Below are 19,351 nucleotides of genomic sequence, written 5' to 3' on the forward strand. Positions count from 1 at the left end.
CATAATAAATGGCAGAGCAGGTGTATACGCATAAACGATAAGCTGTAGTTGAGAGCCAATAAGTTGTAAAAACAACGCAATGAAGTGTACTTACGCTACAAATACGACTTTATTTAGGAGCAGTTTGTGTATATCTTCTAAACCTTATTTTTAAATGTTTGTAGTCTTTCATTGATCTTTTCAGCTTCCTTTTTGTCATTCTTATACGTTAGTAGGCGAAGGATAGCGTATACTGTGGCAATTTGCAAAGCCAATAATAGTATACTGAAAGTACCGTTTACAAGATTCAATATGACAGCCAGAGAAATTAATAGGGCTTCCAGAAAAAAGAAATGTAAAATCACTCGGATGCGCATTTTATTCTCGCTAATCGCATGCGGCGTATATAAAATAATTCCGGTCAAAGTACCCAGAAAAGAGAAAGCCATAATTGTAAAAATAGTCTGTAATTCGAAACTTGCATCAGGAGCATAGATTTGCCGTAAAATAGCGATGATTATCATTATAGAAGCGAATATAATTAAGAAATCTCTAATCATTTCTTTTATGAGCTCGGAATACTTCATATAGGTCCCCTTTTATAATCCAAGTATGTGTTTAAGCGTTGGCACATACTGCCGTGATATGACTACCTTCTCCCCATTATCCAATATTGCTTGAAAACGGCCACTGATGGACGGATGAACACTGGAAATCTTAGCTATATTTAGAATGGTGGATTTGGAGGCCCGAAAACAATGTTTCTCTTGGCAAAGTTCCTCCAGTTCATAAAGCTTTTGTTTGACCTCATGAACGGTGTTCTTACAATACGCAAACACTTTTCCGTCAACAGCTTCAAAATAATAAATATCACTAATTTTGATGCGGCTAATCTTATCTTCATGATAGCCAAGTATCATGAGCGTTTCGGTTTTTACTTTATTAACGAGCTCATGTATTTTTTCGTCTACTTGGTGACACCTGATGCGGATCTCCTCTTCTTCTGTGTGGTCTATTACTTCAATGAAAATTTTTATAAATATCACCCTCGAAAATTCGAATTAAAACTTGTTAACATTTATAACGTGAATCATATAACGAAAAAGCGTAAGCTTCCACTTAAATAACTTAATTCCATACATAGGACATTTCCCAGTGGAAGATGACGAACTACGAAGCCCAATTGGTCGAGAGCCCGTCTGGGAGCGTGCCTTCTAGGGCTCGTCGCCCTTTGTATTCATTCCACTGACCTTTCACACAGAAGCAAAATACAAAACAACCCCAAGGACGCATCATCGTGCTCCTTAGGGCTTCTATTAGTAATAATTTTTTCTTCTCTAATAATTTATCTACTATTCAAACAGGTCCAAACGAAGACGTTGCAGACTTGTATGTTTGATGTACCACTGGCCGTCGATTTTGACAAAAGTTTCGTGGTAGTGCCCAAATCCGTGGAAGGATTTGTTCTCATTGCCCTCCGGGAACGTAACCCAATCTTCCATTGGGGAGATGACCTTTGCTTCGTTCTCAGATACAAATTCAACTTCGGCGCTATGAACATGATGCACGGTTACGGCAACATCCACCAGATCACGGAATACTTGTACGATCGTATCACGGCCTGTTAATACCGGAATTGGGTTGCCCTCTGTACTGAAATCGGCCACTGCATCCGGAGCAAACACATCGCCCAAAGTATCCCATTGCTTCGTATCAATATAGCGGCAATAACGTGCCTTGGTGTTCCGAATGTTTTCAAGCGCGAGCAATTGTTCCAGTCCTGTGATCGTTGATTGGCTCATGTGTTGTCCCTCCAGAGATGTAAAATGTGATGTAAGATTAGGATCATGTATGTATGCATACTATACCTTCCTTATTGTACCATTCGCCTTCTATTAGGTACAACGATACAAAAAAATCTTTCCTTACCTCTCACGAGGTTGGGGAAAGATCACTTCTAGTGCAAGTTACAGGGAATGTGCACCCTTCATCTGGGAAGCCAGTTCCGACATTTTCTTATTGTTCAAAAAACTTTCCATCTCTTCTTCCGCCTGCACCATCACCTGCTGGATCAAACAGCCTGCGTTATGATTCTGGGAACATTCGAACAGGGACGCTTGACCTTCAATCGCATGAATGATCTCCAGGAAAGAAGGATCTGGATTTTTACGACTAAGCCGGTAACCACCATTGGCGCCAGAAGTTGATTCGATCATGCCCGCCTTAACCAATTTGGTCAATATTTTGGACAGATAGGTTGGTGATACCTTCTGCAATTCTGCAAGTTGGTGTACACTAACCAGCTGTTCGGGGGCAGTGCTTACAAGATGAAGCATCGTATGCAAAGCATAATTTGTCGCTTTTGAATATTTCATGAGGGCACCTCATTATACACGGATTTAATTTATCCATAATAGACTTGATTGAGCTCTGTGTCAAACCACTATACCTCAAGCGCTGGCAACATCGAAAGGATACGGGTTAATTATGATACAATCCGCGGTAATCCGTAGGTGTCATCCCCTCATGAGCCATGAACTGTCGGTTAAAATAACTGGCATTGGGATATCCCGCTTCCTCCGCGATTTGTCCAATGTTGGCCGTAGGACGTTCGAGTAACCATTGCTTCGCCATCTGTAGTCGTGAACGAGTGATAAATTCCATGGGCGTCATCTCCACAGCACTCTTGAACATTTTGCAAAAGTAATACGAACTCACACCTGCGAGATCCGCCCAATCCTGTAACAGGAAAGGTTGACAGGCCTCTTGCTGCATCTGTGGAAGAAGTGCAAGAACCCGACTCTCCGCCTTACTTGTGGTACGTGTGCTCTTTAAAGGTACTGCATGCTGCACGAACTCGGCAAGTACGGCATAGGTCAGTGTGGATAGCTGAGCTGGACGCAGCATGGTGTTCTGTTCCGCTTCAGTGAGCAAGGCCAGATGAGCCTCTTCCCAAGAGCTGCGTTGCCGCAGTGTCCACAATAGATTGCGATGTAACCCCCGCTCGATCATATAATCATGCAGACGTTCACCGTAAAAATGAACCCATCGTACATCCCATGGATCATCTTCACTACTATAATAATGCTGCCGCTGCTGCGGGAAATAGAGAAACGCCTGACCTGCGCGAAGCTCATGCACCACCCCGTCCACTTCCACATATCCCTTGCCCGAAGCGACGTAGTGAATATTAAAGTTGTTCAGTGCGCCAGCCTCACGCAACACGGAATGCTGGACGTGGTCCATATAATGTCCGACGGACTCGGGATAACAAAAATATGGAATATCCTGCAGGGTAAGCAATACGGTTTGTCTCATCATAGCCGGTTCTCCTTGATCAACAATATTGTGTTAACTAACCTCAATATATTATCATTTTAATTCATTGGTCTATTCTTTATAATCACAATATACATTCATAAACGGGAGGATACAACACATGAATTCAGTTCAAAAATTGCGTTGGGGCATTCTTGGTAGCGCTAGCATTGCTGTGGAATCCGTCATTCCAGGCCTGCAGCAATCCGAGTTAAATGAAGTAACCGCGATTGCCAGTCGAGACGAAGATAAAGCCAAACAGACGGCCGAACAACTTGGGATCGACAAGGCTTATGGCAGTTATGAAGCTTTGCTCGCTGATGATTCCATTGATGCCGTATATATCCCACTGCCGAATCATCTTCATCGGGAATGGACGATCCGGGCTGCTGAAGCAGGCAAACATATTTTGTGCGAAAAACCACTGGCTCTGACAGAACAGGAAGCTCAGGAGATGGTTCAAGCTTGTGCAGATGCAGGTGTGCATCTGGCTGAAGCATTCATGTACCGCCATCATCCAAGATATGAGCAGATCCGAGATATCATTGCCAGCGGTGAGATTGGTGAGATTCGTGGTATGCACAGCACATTTTCATTTAATAACTCCAATGCATCCGGCAATGTCCGCTTTCGGCGGGATTGGGGCGGAGGTGCACTGTATGATATCGGATGTTATTCCATCAGCGTAGCACGTCTGCTACTTGGTCAAGAACCAAGTGCAGCCACTGTTATTGGCATGTTCTCCCCACAGCATGATCAAGTCGATATGATGGCTTCCGGACTGCTGGAATTCGATAATCACGTTGGCGTGACCTTTGACAGCAGCATGTGGGCAGCCTTCCGCAACACGCTGGAGGTATTGGGATCCGACGGGATTATTGAAGTCCCTTCGGCATTTATCAGCGGACAGGACCGCAGTTCCAACTTCTATGTAACGGCTGGTGGTGAACGCAGAGAGATTGAAGTCCCGCAAGTGAACCACTACTCTCTACAGGGAGATGATATGGCACGTGCTGTACTTCAGGGCAAGGATTTGCGCTTCGCCCCTTCCGATGCGGTAGCTAATATGAAAGTACTGGAAGCTTGCCTTCGTTCAGCGGAAGAGCGTACACGAATTACACTATAATTGAGAGGATGAACTGACTTATGGAATATATCGAAATTGCTGGTGCAGGTAAACGTGTCTCCAGATTGATTAAAGGAACCGATTATTTCGTGCATAATGCCTACGATAAAGCAGCTACGAACATGGATGCTTTTCTGTCGATTGGCGGTAACACTGTAGATACAGCACATATCTATTGTGGTGGACAGAGTGAAGAAGTCCTTGGTCGTTACATGAAGGAACGTAGTAACCGCGACCAGATCGTCATTCTCACCAAAGGCGCGCATCATGACCAGAATGGGCCACGTGTGAACGCTGATGCCATCCGCAGTGACTTGATGGAAAGTCTGGAGCGTCTTCAGACAGATCACGTAGAGATGTATGCCTTGCACCGCGATGATCCCAATACCCCTGTCAGTGTTATTCTTGAAGCACTGAACGAACATATTGAATCCGGCAAAATCGGCGCAATTGGCGCATCCAACTGGACCTGGCAGCGGCTCGAGGAAGCCAATGCATACGCTGCGGCAAATGGCCTGAAGGGCTTCACATTCAGCAGTCCAAATCTCAGTCTCGCCAAAGCAAACGAACCTTTCTGGGAAGGCTGTGTGTCAGCAGATGCAGAGACGCTGGCATGGCATGAGCAAACCAAACTACCATTGCTATCCTGGTCGTCCCAAGCACGTGGTTTCTTCACTGGAAGATTCACACCTGAAGTTCGGGATAACGAAGATCTGGTGCGTGTATTCTACAGTGATGATAACTGGGAACGGTTGCATCGGGCTGAACAATTGGCTAATTCCAAGAAAACAACACCAATCCAGATTGCACTTGCTTATGTATTGAATCAGACGTTCCCAACCTGTGCGCTGATCGGAGCCCAGAATCAGGCAGAACTGCTCTCCTGTGACGAAGGATCACGCATCACGCTTACTCCTGCTGAAATCGCATGGTTGGATCTGGGCAGTGATGTACCGGCTGGCATCTAAAGAAAATTAATCATTCCATCATTCAATTTAATGACTCCAAGAGGCTGATATTCCGCGATAGCGTGAAATGTCAGTCTCTTTCTGTTCTGCACAAGCGATCAGATGCTTTAACCTTGTTGCACAAATTACCATATATACTGTTCACTTTCCCCCACTTGCCCGGGAACAAATAAAGAAGGACTTACCCCAGAACACTTCTCTGAAGATAAGTCCCTTATATCATAGATTAAGACATATAGAATGTTAGAAATTACACTGTCATTCGGTTGGATTACAGTTTAACGATCTGACCTGTTTTCTCGGATTCGAATGCTGCCAGGATCACTTGCAGGGAACGCAAGCCCTCTTCCCCGGAAATCGCTGGAGGTGTTTGGGTGACAATCGACTCTACAAATGCGTCAATTACACCACTCGGCACTTGTTTCTCGTTGGTAGCCATGGCACCAACTTTGTACGTCTCAACTGTACCATTGGTCAGCTCAACGATAACTTCATCGCCTTCCACTGTTCCGATCTTCATAACACCATTCTCGCACCACAGCACTGTACTGTTGTCTCCAGCTCTGTATTGTGTCCAGCTCGCTACGAGCGTTCCGATCGCTCCGCTCTTCATACGCAGCAAACAAGTTGCGTTATCGTCAACTTTAGTGCCTTCCTTGTGCAGTGTGCTGATGAAACCAGCCACTTCAGATACTTCATCATTCAGCAGATAACGGATGAAGTCGGATTTGTGCACGCCCAGATCGCCCATTGCGCCCATAATCGCTTCTTCTTTACGGAAGAACCAGCTTTCAGCTCCGTCCACACTCCATCCTTCCGGACCCGGGTGACCAAACGATGTACGGAAATTCAGGACTTTACCGAGTTTGCCGGATTCGAGAATTTCTTTTGCTTTTACGTGAGGAGGCATCAAACGTTGGTTGTGTCCAACCATCAAATACACGCCATTTTTCTTGGCAGCTTCGATCATTTGCTCGCCTTCTTCAGTGGATACTGCCATTGGTTTCTCAACCAATACATGCTTGCCTGCATTTGCAGCAGCAATCGCCATTGGCGCATGCAGATAGTTTGGTGTACACACACTAACGGCATCCACTGTTTCGTTTGCAAGCAATTCTTCGTAACTGGAATACGCTTTACCGCCGTAAGTCTCGGCCATCTTCTCCGCACGCTCCACAACCGGATCGGCAAAAGCGACAAGTTCTACGTTCTCATTGGCAGCGTACTCTGGAATATGTCTGCGCTCGGCAATGGCTCCACAGCCGAATACAGCAACTTTAATTTTACTCATGTACATAAGTCTCCTTTGACAAATAGATTAGCATTTTTCATGGTTCGATGGTCCATTAGAATTGATTCAAGTAGTTTTCTTTCAACCAGTTGTAGCTATTGGATACGCTCTCAAGCGGAGGATTCTGACATACGTCTTGTTCCACGATCAGCCATTCCACGCCTGCATTCGTAGCGCCTTCAATAACAGCTGGCAGGTCAACCGAACCTTGTCCCAATTCCAGTGTTTTCATCTGGCCCTGTTCGTCTTTGCTGAAGTCCTTCAGATGAAGCAGCGGCAAGCGACCCGCATATTTATTAATATACTCGATCGGATTTTGTCCCGCAAATTGTACCCAACATACGTCCATTTCCACTTTTACCGCTTCCGGTGATGTTTGAGCGAACATGGCATCAAAGGCATTCGCATCGCCAACCTGGCCGTGGAATTCAAAGTCATGGTTATGGTAACCGAAGATCAATCCTTGTTTCGCTGCTTCAGCTCCATATTGTTGTAACTCAGCGAATAGCTTGGTCCAACCTTCTGCATTCTCAGGACGATCTTCTGGCATCAGGTAAGGACAAATGATATATTGTGCACCAATTGTTTTCAGGTAATCGATTTGTTTTTGCAAGTCTTCGCGCATTGCATGTAGTGAAACGTGGCTGCTGAATCCTTTCAGTCCAAGTTCATCTAGTAGCGCTTTCATTTCCTCAGCTGGAATATCGCCATATCCGGCAAACTCCACACCTTCATATCCAAGGGCCGCTACCTTACGCAACGTACCACGAAAATCTGTTGCAGTTTCATCACGGAGTGTAAACAATTGCAAACCAATATTAAGTTTTTTCATGTAGGATACACCTCTGTTCTCAAATTTGCTTTCATTGCTCTATCTGGTATCATCCTAACGCAAAACAGGCTAGAATGAACATATACAATATAGTCAGAACATGAACTATCTGATCAAATTTTATTTCCATCATTTTGCATCAATTGAATGTAGCCCATTTGAATGCATGCAGGATGTACATATTGGGGGATTTTATCTTTGGATACGTTAGAGACATCTGTACTGATCTGTGACTACTCATACCACTATAAAGCGTTCACTCATAATATGAAGGGCGAGTTGCAAACCTATCTGTTCCGTCTGCAGACCGAAGGCTCGTGCAAAGTGTATGTACAGGATGAAGAATTCAGGATGACTAGCGGGGATTTGCTGCTCTTAAAGCCTGGTGACGACTATCATCTCGTTGTAGATGAACCACATAAGGAAGGACGCTTGTCTAGCGGAGATTATTATCTGTTCTGCGAGGGCAGCTGGATCGAGAACTGGTGGAAACGGCAGCATCGATCTACCGTGAGCCGAATTGGACTTGATGACAAGCTCATCAGCCTGTGGAGAAATATGTTACTTGAGAAACGTCGCGGACCTCTTGAGGAAAATGCGGAGCTAAAGGATGCGTTACTACGCGGATTATGTCTTTATATCGACCGGGCAATTAAAGAAAATATTCAGACCGATCGGGCAGTTTCCTCTGCGCTGAAGTTAAAACGTTTTATTGAGGAGCATGCCACGGTTACGTTCAAGCTTGATGAAGCGGCTCGTTATGCGGGCCTCAGCCTGTCACGTGCAGTTCGTTTATTTAAGGAGCACTACAATCAGACCATGATTCAATATGCGATTGAGATCCGTCTGAATGCGGCATTGGAACGAATGAAATACAGTGAAATGACACTGGAGCATATTGCCGAATCCTGCGGTTTTGCAAGTTACTCCTATTTCCACCGGGTATTCCGGGCACACTTTGGTGTGTCTCCGGCGGAATATCTCAAATCCAAGCAGCATGAACCTATCGATGACCTGGAGCATGTATGATGTTCAGTATCAGAAACCCATGACCTTAAAGAGGTTCATGGGTTATTTTGATACATTGAACTTTGATCAACTCTCAGTACGACTGGAAGTCAGAACGTTTTTTTATAAGAATGAAGTTCACTTCAATATTTTTTCATGTGACTCCTACAGAAAAGACTGTACAATTATAGAGACAGTTTTTGCTACAAATCCATACATATCCATTAAATTCACATCTATCATACTGGAGCGATACATATGCTAACCCACCAGCGCAAAGTCCTCATCATCGAGGATGAATCAGATATTTCGCGCATTCTGCGAGATTATTTAACCAAAAATCAATATGAAGCCTCCGTGGCAGCCACTGGACAAGACGGACTTCAGATTATGGAGCTTATTCAACCAGACTACATCATTCTAGATATTATGCTTCCGGACATGGACGGGATCGAGGTCTGTCGAGAGATTAGACGGCGCAATAATATCCCCATCCTCATTCTAAGTGCCAGAGGCAGTGATACCGATAAGGTACTTGGTCTTGGCTTTGGAGCAGACGACTATATGACCAAGCCCTTCTCGCTGAGCGAATTGTTAGCACGAATTAATGCCCACTTCAGGCGTTATGACAGCATGACATCCGTTGGAGACAGAACAGATCTGCTGCATCTTGGAAACCTGGTGATTGATAAAAAAGCCTATAAAGTTACATTAAACGGATCGGAAGTTTCTCTGTCTGCCAAGGAATTCGAATTACTTCATTACTTGGCAAGCCATAAGAATCAGGTATTCTCCAAAGCCCAGTTGCTCGACGCCATCTGGGGATATGCAACTTACGGTGATGAAAATACCGTAACCGTATACATTCGCAGACTACGTGAAAAGATTGAGGCAGATGCCTCTCATCCGACCGTTCTGAAGACGGTATGGGGTGTCGGTTACAAATTCAATTACGAATAAGTTAAGATTGGAGGCACCCACATGTCATTGAACAGCTGGTCCAAACGCTGGTTGTTAACAACACTTGGGCTTCTCATTATTATCGTTTTAAGTATCCTTGCACTGTCGATGATACTGTTACAAGATCGAAATTCAGGCGAATCCAATCTGTCCTTGAATCAGGTTCGCCTCAAGGTCAATCCAATCTTACTCGCATTGGAGCAAAATCATCAGCATCTCAATGAACAAAATATTCGTGAAGTCATACGTTCCACCGCCAGAGAGACCGGGGTTCTGCTTACCTATCTAAACTTGGATGGAAAAGTCATTCTGTCCTCCGACCCCACCTCTGAAGGGACGCAAGTTAATCTGCGTAAAGCTCTTCATTATGATCTGCATCATGCCACTCAGGCCGCGGACGGTAACGATTTGCTTGATATTGCGTTTCCTGTGATGGACGGACCCACGGGAAGTCAGATCGGCAATGCCATCTTTTCCATCCCCCAAGCCATGGTTACGGTTCAGCAATCGATGACTTTTCCGGTTATATTGATTAGCGCACTCATGCTCCTGTCACTGATTCTTAGCTTATTTCTATTCTGGATGAAACAAAAACTGGACAAACACCTGCTCTCTCCCATCCATCAATTGAAGCAACATGCGGAATCCATGCTTAAAGGCAATTATGAAGAAAAAATCCAGTACAACCGGAACGATGAATTGCTCGAAGTATATGCCATGTTTGATCTAATGCGTACGGAGATTAAACATATGAGCGAGCAGCGTATTCAGCAGGAACAAGCACAAAAAGAACTCATCACCAATATATCTCATGATATTAAAACACCAATTACAACAATAAAAGCATACATAGAAGCTATTGAGGAAGGACTATGCAACGATCAGGAGACGCTGATGGAATATATGGGGGTCATGCGGACCCATACGGATAAAACGGCACGCCTTGTGGAGGATCTGCTGGTTCATGCACTTCAGGAATTGGGGCAAATTTCGGTGGAAACCCGTGAGATGTACAGTGGGCCTATACTGGAGACGATGTTGAAACCTATTGAACATGTTGTCCTAACAAAGGGGCTTATCTATAAAGGACCCAATTACATCCCCAATGTGTTAATCGCTATCGACCCCACTCGAATTGAACAGGTGATCTCCAATCTTGCCGCCAATGCCATCAAGCATACAGTTCCAGGAGACACGATACGTATAGGTATGGAACTGGAATCCGGGCACTTGAAAGTGACGATTGCCGATTCGGGTCAGGGAATACGTGTACAGGACATGCCGTTTGTTTTTCAGCGTTACTTCAGAGGCCAAGCGAGTCATGCAGAACAACGTGTTCAGGAAGGTACGGGGCTGGGTCTTTCCATCTGCCAAAGCATTATTGAAGCACATGGAGGCCATATTTCCTTTACTAGTAAAGAAGGACAAGGTACAACCTTCCGGTTCTATCTGCCGATCTGCTGAGCCCACACTACACAGCTGTAATACTTTATTCATAATTTGATAAGGCTTCCTCAACATCCCTCCTCTAGAATGAATCCTATACTGCACTCGGGAGTGATTCGACTTGTCCAAAAAGGTGATTATCCGTGCACAGAATCTGTGCAAAACGTACAACAGCGGAAGTGAACAACATCATGCCATCCGTAATGTTGATCTCGATATCTATGAAGGGGAATTCACGGTCATCATGGGTAACTCTGGCTCTGGCAAATCAACCCTCTTATATCTGCTAAGCGGACTGGATCAGATTACAGCAGGTGAGGTCTATTTTCGCGACCAGCGGATTGACGCTTACAGTGAACGCCAAATGTCCGACTTCCGCACCCGCCGGATCGGTTATATCTATCAAAGTATCAATCTGGTCCCAGACCTTTCCATCAAAGAGAACATTGCTTTACCGGGATATATCGCAGGAAACAAAAAGAAGGACATCCTATCCCGCGCTGCTGAGCTGATGAATGCCATGGATATTGATGGACAGCGTAACCGCCTCCCATCCCAAACTTCCGGAGGACAGCAGCAACGAGCTGCGATTGCACGGGCTTTGATCAATTCGCCGGATATCATTTTTGCGGATGAACCGACCGGAAGCTTAAATATGGAACATGGCACAGCCGTTCTCGATATCCTTACAGATATTCATCGAAAAGGACAGTCTGTTGTTATGGTGACGCATGATATCAAGGCCGCCTGTCGGGCAGATCGCCTGATCTATATTCAAGACGGCAAGATTGGCGGAATCCTTGAGTTTGACACCTATGACGAACATCAAATTCAGGATCGTGAAGCGATTATCTTCGCTTTGGTTACGGGGAAGGAATAACGATGGCAGTCATGTTTAAACTTAGCTTGTCGTATCTGAGTAGGAACAAAATACAAAATGCGCTGATTGCGTTGCTCCTGCTACTCTCGACAGTTCTTGTATCTACAGCTATTGTCATTCTGGCGAACACTGGCAATCAGTTTTATGAAATGCATACCCGAACCCATGGATCTCATCAGATCCTGACGTTTGAAAAAGGACTGAATGACCCTGACGCTGTGCACAACTGGTGGGCTTCTCAAGATGGAGTTCAGGTGTCTCCTTTGCTAACGTATCGTACATTGTCAGGCATCATTTTGAATGAAACTCACATCCCTAACATCTACCTGTACATGTTTAATACGCCTCCGCCGCCTTGGGGTGTGGATGAACTAATTTTCTCAAGCGGGACGCCCGACACAGTTCCCGAACAAGGCTCCGTCTGGATTCCAACGTCCATGGCGAATGCTTATCATATTTCCGTAGGTGATACCATCGGCTTCAAAACTGGCTCAAGCACACTCGAATTGAATGTATCGGGCATTGTCATCGATGTACCATACGGGGCACCCTTCTCCAATACAGCACGGGTCTGGATGAATCCTACCGATTATCAACATGATCTCGCTACACTTGCTGGCAACGAGAATCGTATGATGGGCATCCATTTTAACGATTACAGCATGAATTCGGTGTATTGGGAACGGTACAATCGTGAGACAGGTATTCCGTTTCTGGAATCCAAAATGGAGTTCGAGGCCATTGCCTCTTTTTATCTGATCATCAATCAGGTTATTGGATTCATCATGATATTCATGGGTGTTGTCATGCTCTCTATCGCCCTGATGACCATCGGATTTACGATTGCGGATGCCATCCTGGCCAATTACAGAACGATAGGAATCCTCAAATCACTAGGTCTGACTTCCCGAAAAACGATAGGCACCTATGTTATTCAATATGCATTGATATCCATCGTAGCCATTATCCCAGGATTTGCACTCAGTATATGGATATCCAAATGGATCATTAATATTTCTGTATCCTCTCTTCGAGTGGGGAATCAGAACATTCCAGTCCAAGGATTGGATGCGGCCATACTGGCCGGCGTACTACTATTTACTCTAGTGATTCTGTTCACTGTGTTATATGCCAAAAAGGCACGCAGCATACAGCCCGTGCAGGCTATTCGTTATGGTATGTCGGAGACAGATCACAGCCGGATGGCTGGCAAAATGAATTCGCCATTGGCGCACTGGATCGGGTTCACACGACTGCCTGTGACCGCCGTGCTTGGATTCCGACATGTGTTCAAAAACACCAAAAGCTCTGTTCTAACAATCCTGCTGACTACCATGGCTTCCTCCGTACTAGTTTTGGGGTATGTTCTGCTGACCAGTATAAACGGAATTGAACAGACCGCAGCTAAATGGGGGTATGACAATGCCAATATCGCAGCAGTCGTAGTGAACAAAAGTAACTTCCCCAAGGCTGAACTAAAGCACGTGTTAGCGCAGGATTCGAGGATCAGCAATGTAGGCTGGCAAGGGAACACAACGGGTGTAATTAGCCCGGAGTCTTTGGCAACAGTAGAGGGCCAATCCCTCAGTCTCAACTTGAGTGTACTGGACGGGAGTTATCAGGAACTTGGATTCGAAACGTTAAAAGGGGTTAACCCACAACATGCGAATGAAATTGCCATTGGTGTAAGTGTAGCCAAAACATCAAATAAAGATCTCGGTGATCTTATCGACATCTATATTGAAGGAGAAAAGCGTACATTCCTCATCACAGGCATCTATCAGGCGATCGCCAACATGTCTGTTTCAGGCAGAATCACCATTGATGCCATGAGAAGTGTGAACCCGGATTATAGTGAATTTGATGTTATCTTCATCAATGTGAACGATATGGCACAAGCGGGTAAGGTTGCCTCTGAATTAAATGAGCAATTTAAAGATTTTGCTTCGGTAGTCACTCAGAAGACTTTGCTTGATTCGGTTTACGCGGAAGCCGCTAACATCCTGATCTATCCGATGAGCCTGATCGGATTGCTGTTTATCATTGTGACGTTCATCATTATTTTCAGTACCTGTAGAATCAATATCCGTAAAGAAAGCAGAACGTACGGGATATACAAATCGCTGGGAATGACATCTCGTCAAATCCGGTTGTCGCTCACCATGGGAATGTTCATACTGTCCTCCGTGGGAGCCATACTGGGTATTTTCGTCGGCGTATACCTGCTGCCTCTTCTACTCGAAATGGTCCTTTCCGGTTATGGTATCGTACAACTTCCACTGATCCTGCATTGGGGTGGAATGGTACTGTTCAACTGTCTAAGCATCATTGCAGCCAGTCTTGGCTCGTGGTTCTCTTCGAGAATCATTCGGGAAGCATCGCCACGTATACTGGTTATCGAATAATGTAATCAGAATGCCTTAACACAATAAAACAAGCCCTTCCATACCTCTATAGGATGTGGAAGGGCTTGTTATCGTGATATGAACTAATTCCGCCATTTCTTCGCAAGTGCACCAATCTGATGTGGCGTAGTACGGCAGCAGCCGCCAATAATTTGCGCGCCCGCAGCAACCCACTGTTTCGAAGCATCACTCATGCTGCCACAGGTACCCTGTCCGCTCCACGTCTTCGTCACTGCATCATACGTCTCACCTGAGTTCGGATACACAATAACAGGTTTGTCGCTAGCACTGCTGAGAATACCCACTGCTTCCGTCACCACTTCCATCGGAGCACAGTTCAGGCCAATCGCCGCAATCTGCGGCTCGGAGCCAAACGTCTGTGCACATACCTCAAGCGGTGTGCCCTCGCTGATGCTTGTCCCGTCTTTTAAAGAAAAAGATAACCAAGCATACGCATGAGGGAACTCCTTCAGTACATCAACCAGCACCTGTGCTTCCTGCAAGGAAGGAATCGTCTCAAACGCCAGAATATCAGCACCTGCTTCAAGCAGCACCGCCATACGCGGACGGTGAAATGCGACAAGCGTCTCATCCGACACGCCGTAATGACCCACATACTCAGAACCATCCGCCAGATAGGCGCCGTACGGTCCAACGGACCCGGCAATAATTGGACGTGAACGAAGACAGTCTTCTTTGCGATCCCCTGTACGATCTGTTAAATGCGCCTCATTCTCCACGTTCTCGGAACATACCGAAGGAGCTTCTACAAGCTGACTTATCGAGCTTTCTCTCCCTACTAAACTACTCTGCACTTCTGCCCACACGTCATCTCTCGCCTGTATAGCCAGTTCCACCGTCTTGCGGATCAGCTCCAGTGCTGCCTGTTCATCGATCCCTCTCTTGCGGAAACCATCTACCGTCGCCTGATAACTGGATGTAATTGCACAGTCGGCTCCTGCTCGAAAATAATCTGCATGGACCTGAACGATAACATCCGGATTCTCAAGCAACACACGAGCAGACCATAGTGGATCATCGAGATCACATCCATGCTGTTCGAGTTCCGTAGCCAACGCTCCATCCAGAATCATGACCGGATGTTCACGAAGGATCTGTTCTATGGGGTTAGTCTGTTGTTCTTGCGTCATGTACTTGTCCTCTTTTCTTATTCACACGTTCTGTCAGATAATAAGCAGCGTAACATACTGCGATAAACGGAACCCCACAATACAGCGCAATCCGCTGTGTCGGGTCAAAGGCAATACCTATGCATGAAGCCAGGCATAATATAAATGAAACAATTGGTACCACCGGATACAGTGGTGTGCGGTAGACCAGATCTTTGACCGCATGTCCTTCCCGGATATATTGTCTGCGGAACATGTATTGGGAAGCGCTGATGCTCATCCATACCGCAACGACAGCCAGACCTGAAATGGAAACCAGCGTAATATACACCGTACCTGGCGCAATGATGCTGGACAGCAAGGCCAGCGCACCACCCACCATACTAATCAGAAGTGCATTCAGCGGTACTCCGCTTTTGGTCAATTTGGCAAACCACGGAGAGATCGTTCTTTTGTCAGCCAGAGACCAGAGCATACGTGAAGATGCATACAGGCCTGAATTGGCAGCAGAGAGAATCGCCGTCAGAATAACAAAGTTCATAATGTCTGCTGCATAGGGTACACCCACCCGCTCCATTACCGCTACAAACGGACTTTCCAGTACACTGGCATCCGACATGGGCAGCAAGGCCGACAAGATAATAATCGTTCCGATGAAGAAAATAACCAAACGCCACAGCGTTGTATGAATAGCCTTTGGTATCGTCTTTTCCGGGTTCTCCGTCTCACCGGCGGCAATGCCGATTAACTCGGTGCCTGAGAAGGCAAAGTTTACAGCAAGCATGGTCATCAATATCGCTGTAGCCCCATGAGGGAACCACCCGGATGCGGTAATATTCGATAGAAATGGAGCCGGTTCAGAATCCGCCATGGGAATGAACCCAAACATGGCTGCGCCACCGATAATAATGAAGATTACGATAGTCACTACTTTTACAGATGAGAACCAGAACTCGGATTCCGCAAAAAATTTCACCGTTAGAGCGTTAAACAGAAAGATCATCAGTGCAAAAACCGCGCTCCATATCCATACGTTTACCGATGGGAACCAGCGCTGCATAAGCAATCCAGCGGCTGTGAATTCGGAGCCAAGCGCAACAGTCCAGGTTAACCAGTACAACCAAGCTACCGTGTAACCTGTTGCTGGTCCGATATATTTGGCTGCATAACTATGAAATGCTCCCGTCTCTGGCATATGAACAGACAGTTCACCAAGACAGAGCATCACCAGATATACAACGATGGCTCCAATCAGATAGGACAGAATGGTTCCCAGTGGTCCCGCCTGCTGAATGGTGTAACCTGAGCTGAGGAATAATCCCGTTCCAATGACTCCTCCGAGAGAGAGCATGACCACATGCCGTGCCTGCATTTTCCGCTGAAAATGCCCTTTGTCGTTGTTGTTCTCCATACCTGCTGCTCCCCTACTTCTTCATCCAGAAAAAACAAAAAAGACCCACTCTGCCTAAAGAGTGCGCCGTTACTGACAAATAAAAACAAACGCTCCTATCTATCAGGCTTTCACCCGCTGGAATTAGCACAGTATCCTTCAGATCTGTTGCTGAGGTTTCTAAGGGCCAGTCCCTCCACCTCTCTGGATAAGAAAATGATTTTTTACTAATATAGCGATCTATCATGAATGTGTCAACATTTAAATAATAAATGGCACACCTCGCTATTCGGTGGAAGACCCCGGATTGGTGATGGTGGTCTTTACCTCATAGGTGATCGGCACGGTGCTAAAAATTTTATCCCAATCGTCTTTGACTTTTTTCCATGTTTTAGGTTCTTTGATACGTAAGCTATCCCGAAAATCCGCAACATCTACTTTATAGGTATGCTGCAGTTTGTATAACAACTGTCGAATCTGTTGTTTGGCAAGTTCAGCAAATTCTTTTTCCAATTCACTGAGATATGCACCTTTTTCCTCTTCCTCGGGAGCACGCCAATCCTCCATCAACCAGCCTTCGGATTCAGTTTTCACATGGAATGAAATATCATCGCCAACCACTTTTGGAATTATTGTTGTTTTTTTCTTCTTCATTTCATATACAACAGTGAACCCCTCTTTATTGTATGTCTTCAAGATACCTCCTTTTTCTTTAGGTCTGAGCCAAGATAGCCCTTCTAGATCCGTTTGGCTGAGTTCCCCGATGAATTTGGTTGTTTTCCCATCAAAGATACTGGCACCGGAGAACTTGTCCTCTCCATTGAAGTTCAGTACATTCTGGAGCAAAAAGCTGGAACCGGATTGCATTTGTGCATCTAATTTGGAGAGTAGAACGGGGTCCAGGATTTTATTGGACAAGTATGAATTACCGGTAATACCTGTAAGATAAAATGCTGGAATCCGGGAAGGATCATCTGAAGTCAGTACATCAACAGCGCGATGATGGCTAATCAACACTAGACAGTTAGGACGAATATCGTTATCCCGAAGTACAAAATCCAGCAGCTGGTCCAGACCATACTTTTTGGCGATATCCTTGGACACAACGATAACCTTCAGATGATGTCCGATGAGCGGATGATCTCGTCTCAGTGCAAACTGACGAAAGATTTGCAGCAAGGAATCTCCGGTAAGCTGTTCATTGGAATAGGACGTTTTACCAGAAGCAGGCGAACCGGATTGTTGGCTCTTCTGACTGCTGGAATTACCGGGAGCAATCTGTACCGTGGCTGTCACATTGTTCTGCTTGGAATACCCTCCTCCCTGATTGGCGATGTTCTCCTCAAATTCAGTCTCTTTGCCGATATCGATCCCGAGACCAACGTAGACACTTAGATCCTCTATCTCTCGACTGCTCCAACATCCGGATATCGTTAAGAGAATGCATAATACAGTGGCTAAGCGTAACAACATGCGGAATGTAATCATGCATGCTTGCCTCCTTTTTTGCGAATCAGACTTAACAACAGTAGTACCAGAGGTAAAATGCCAAACAAAAATACGGACACATTGCCTAGCATATCTCCTAGTACGAAGGTATCATCCACTGTTTTGGGTATCATTGCTGTCAGATAAATGAACGGCAGCAGGCCGTACATGATGCCTTTGATTTTTTTGGAACGAAACAAATCACGAATACCCACCGAAGCGCAGTAATGTGTAATTGCTGTAGTCGAAAAGATTTGCATAATCCAGATGACCAGCAATAAGGATTCAAAACGCTCGAATATCAGACCCTGGATTTCGAAGCTTCTTACCAAATCCAGCGTTGGCCAGGTTCGAGTTTTGATGCCATCGAGCGATAAACTGCCTATAACCATCACCACCGTGATCAAGTAGATAATAGTGGATATGAGTATCCCCCAGGTCATCGCTTTATTGCTCTTCTTCGGATTTTTCATATAGGCAGTCATGATTAACATCACCTCATAGCCCGTATAAGATAATAGTGAAGGCTTCAACCCTTGGAAAACGGGCATAATCCCATCACCGAGGACGGGTCTCAGATTGCCAATCTCGAATAGCTGATTACTAAGCAAAATTTCAATCACAAATATAATAATCGTAATCGGAAGGATGATCTCAAACACACGTACGATAACGCCAAGCCCGCCTGAAATCATATATACACCGATCCACATGAAGACCATCACAATCGCCCAGGTGGGGGTGCGTTCGAGCAGATACATCCCAGTCACTTCAGCCATAACTCTGATTTCGAATGCGGCAATAACTATGAAATACATAATCATAGACAATCCCAGTATGTAAGCAATCCAGCTGCCCGTAATCTCACGGGTGAACTGGAAGACGGTTTTCTCCGGAAATCTGCGACACAGGGTAACCAGAATTATTCCCACACCTATGATAATGAATCCAGATAGGATAATGGAAATCCAGACATCCGGTGTTCCGACAGCTTTGCTGGTCGTTCGAGGTAGTGTCAATATCCCGGCACCAAGCATGTAATTGACAATAATTACAACGGCCTGTGTCGTGGTTAGCTTTCCTTGGGAGCCATTCACTTAGTTCACCTCCAGACCTTCAGTAGATGGAAT

General features: G+C 45.4%; 18 protein-coding genes and 1 riboswitch. Of the genes, 7 read left to right on the forward strand and 11 right to left on the reverse strand.

The features are described 5' to 3' along the window. Positions 1–137 precede the first annotated feature (137 nt). From AC1DE7_RS18730 to AC1DE7_RS18750, 5 genes are all read right to left on the reverse strand, one after another. Positions 138–566 (reverse strand): DUF3021 family protein, encoded by a 429-nt coding sequence (locus tag AC1DE7_RS18730; protein ID WP_340984197.1) that lies wholly within the window; start codon positions 564–566, stop codon positions 138–140. Positions 567–578: 12 nt separating this feature from the next. After that, positions 579–1,025 carry a LytTR family DNA-binding domain-containing protein gene (locus tag AC1DE7_RS18735; RefSeq protein WP_207765612.1) on the reverse strand — a complete coding sequence of 149 codons (447 nt, stop codon included), beginning with the start codon at positions 1,023–1,025 and terminating at the stop codon, positions 579–581. A gap of 306 nt (positions 1,026–1,331) precedes the next feature. Continuing rightward, positions 1,332–1,781 (reverse strand): nuclear transport factor 2 family protein, encoded by a 450-nt coding sequence (locus tag AC1DE7_RS18740; RefSeq protein ID WP_100529881.1) that lies wholly within the window; start codon positions 1,779–1,781, stop codon positions 1,332–1,334. 165 nt (positions 1,782–1,946) lie between these two features. Then, positions 1,947–2,354: an RrF2 family transcriptional regulator gene (locus tag AC1DE7_RS18745; protein WP_017692155.1), complete on the reverse strand. Its 408-nt coding sequence runs from the start codon at positions 2,352–2,354 to the stop codon at positions 1,947–1,949. 106 nt (positions 2,355–2,460) lie between these two features. Beyond that, positions 2,461–3,300 (reverse strand): AraC family transcriptional regulator, encoded by an 840-nt coding sequence (locus AC1DE7_RS18750; RefSeq protein WP_091019159.1) that lies wholly within the window; start codon positions 3,298–3,300, stop codon positions 2,461–2,463. Between the two features lie 118 nt (positions 3,301–3,418). Between AC1DE7_RS18750 and AC1DE7_RS18755 the strand changes: the two genes are divergently transcribed. After that, positions 3,419–4,423, forward strand: coding sequence for a Gfo/Idh/MocA family protein (locus AC1DE7_RS18755; RefSeq protein WP_101314577.1), 1,005 nt, complete (start codon positions 3,419–3,421; stop codon positions 4,421–4,423). 20 nt (positions 4,424–4,443) lie between these two features. Further along, positions 4,444–5,391, forward strand: a complete 948-nt coding sequence (locus tag AC1DE7_RS18760; protein ID WP_315371359.1) for an aldo/keto reductase — start codon at positions 4,444–4,446, stop codon at positions 5,389–5,391. Positions 5,392–5,662: 271 nt separating this feature from the next. On the opposite strand, the gene AC1DE7_RS18765 is transcribed toward AC1DE7_RS18760, so the two are convergent. Together AC1DE7_RS18765 and AC1DE7_RS18770 are read right to left on the reverse strand one after the other, a co-directional pair. Next, a complete protein-coding gene (locus AC1DE7_RS18765; protein WP_036668128.1) occupies positions 5,663–6,682 on the reverse strand; it encodes a Gfo/Idh/MocA family protein in 1,020 nt (339 codons plus the stop codon). Positions 6,683–6,737: 55 nt separating this feature from the next. Continuing rightward, complete coding sequence (locus tag AC1DE7_RS18770) at positions 6,738–7,514, reverse strand: sugar phosphate isomerase/epimerase family protein (protein ID WP_315371358.1); 777 nt, start codon at positions 7,512–7,514, stop codon at positions 6,738–6,740. Between the two features lie 198 nt (positions 7,515–7,712). On the opposite strand from AC1DE7_RS18770, the gene AC1DE7_RS18775 reads away from it, so the two are divergent. The 5 genes from AC1DE7_RS18775 (at position 7,713) to AC1DE7_RS18795 (ending at position 14,213) form a co-directional block, all read left to right on the forward strand. Further along, positions 7,713–8,543 carry a helix-turn-helix domain-containing protein gene (locus AC1DE7_RS18775; protein WP_036668130.1) on the forward strand — a complete coding sequence of 277 codons (831 nt, stop codon included), beginning with the start codon at positions 7,713–7,715 and terminating at the stop codon, positions 8,541–8,543. Between the two features lie 237 nt (positions 8,544–8,780). Then, positions 8,781–9,482 (forward strand): response regulator transcription factor, encoded by a 702-nt coding sequence (locus AC1DE7_RS18780; protein WP_477534951.1) that lies wholly within the window; start codon positions 8,781–8,783, stop codon positions 9,480–9,482. 21 nt (positions 9,483–9,503) lie between these two features. Then, entirely contained in the window at positions 9,504–10,946 is a 1,443-nt protein-coding gene (locus AC1DE7_RS18785) for a HAMP domain-containing sensor histidine kinase (protein WP_477534952.1), read from the forward strand. Between the two features lie 103 nt (positions 10,947–11,049). Then, positions 11,050–11,808, forward strand: a complete 759-nt coding sequence (locus tag AC1DE7_RS18790) for an ABC transporter ATP-binding protein (RefSeq protein ID WP_101314572.1) — start codon at positions 11,050–11,052, stop codon at positions 11,806–11,808. A 2-nt stretch (positions 11,809–11,810) separates the two neighbouring features. Continuing rightward, positions 11,811–14,213: an ABC transporter permease gene (locus AC1DE7_RS18795; RefSeq protein WP_340984181.1), complete on the forward strand. Its 2,403-nt coding sequence runs from the start codon at positions 11,811–11,813 to the stop codon at positions 14,211–14,213. An 83-nt stretch (positions 14,214–14,296) separates the two neighbouring features. On the opposite strand, the gene mmuM is transcribed toward AC1DE7_RS18795, so the two are convergent. From mmuM to AC1DE7_RS18815, 4 genes are all read right to left on the reverse strand, one after another. Further along, entirely contained in the window at positions 14,297–15,364 is a 1,068-nt protein-coding gene (mmuM, locus tag AC1DE7_RS18800) for a homocysteine S-methyltransferase (RefSeq protein WP_477534953.1), read from the reverse strand. Then, positions 15,342–16,754, reverse strand: a complete 1,413-nt coding sequence (gene mmuP / locus AC1DE7_RS18805) for an S-methylmethionine permease (protein WP_076253521.1) — start codon at positions 16,752–16,754, stop codon at positions 15,342–15,344. Before mmuP ends, mmuM begins: the two co-directional genes overlap by 23 nt. A gap of 92 nt (positions 16,755–16,846) precedes the next feature. Further along, a riboswitch (SAM riboswitch) is annotated at positions 16,847–16,948 on the reverse strand. 70 nt (positions 16,949–17,018) lie between these two features. Continuing rightward, positions 17,019–18,221, reverse strand: coding sequence for a Ger(x)C family spore germination protein (locus AC1DE7_RS18810; protein WP_076253520.1), 1,203 nt, complete (start codon positions 18,219–18,221; stop codon positions 17,019–17,021). Beyond that, complete coding sequence (locus AC1DE7_RS18815; protein ID WP_076253519.1) at positions 18,218–19,318, reverse strand: spore germination protein; 1,101 nt, start codon at positions 19,316–19,318, stop codon at positions 18,218–18,220. The genes AC1DE7_RS18810 and AC1DE7_RS18815 overlap by 4 nt, the downstream gene beginning before the upstream one ends. Positions 19,319–19,351: the final 33 nt, after the last annotated feature.

It is taken from the genome of Paenibacillus sp. 10L310 (assembly GCF_056395745.1).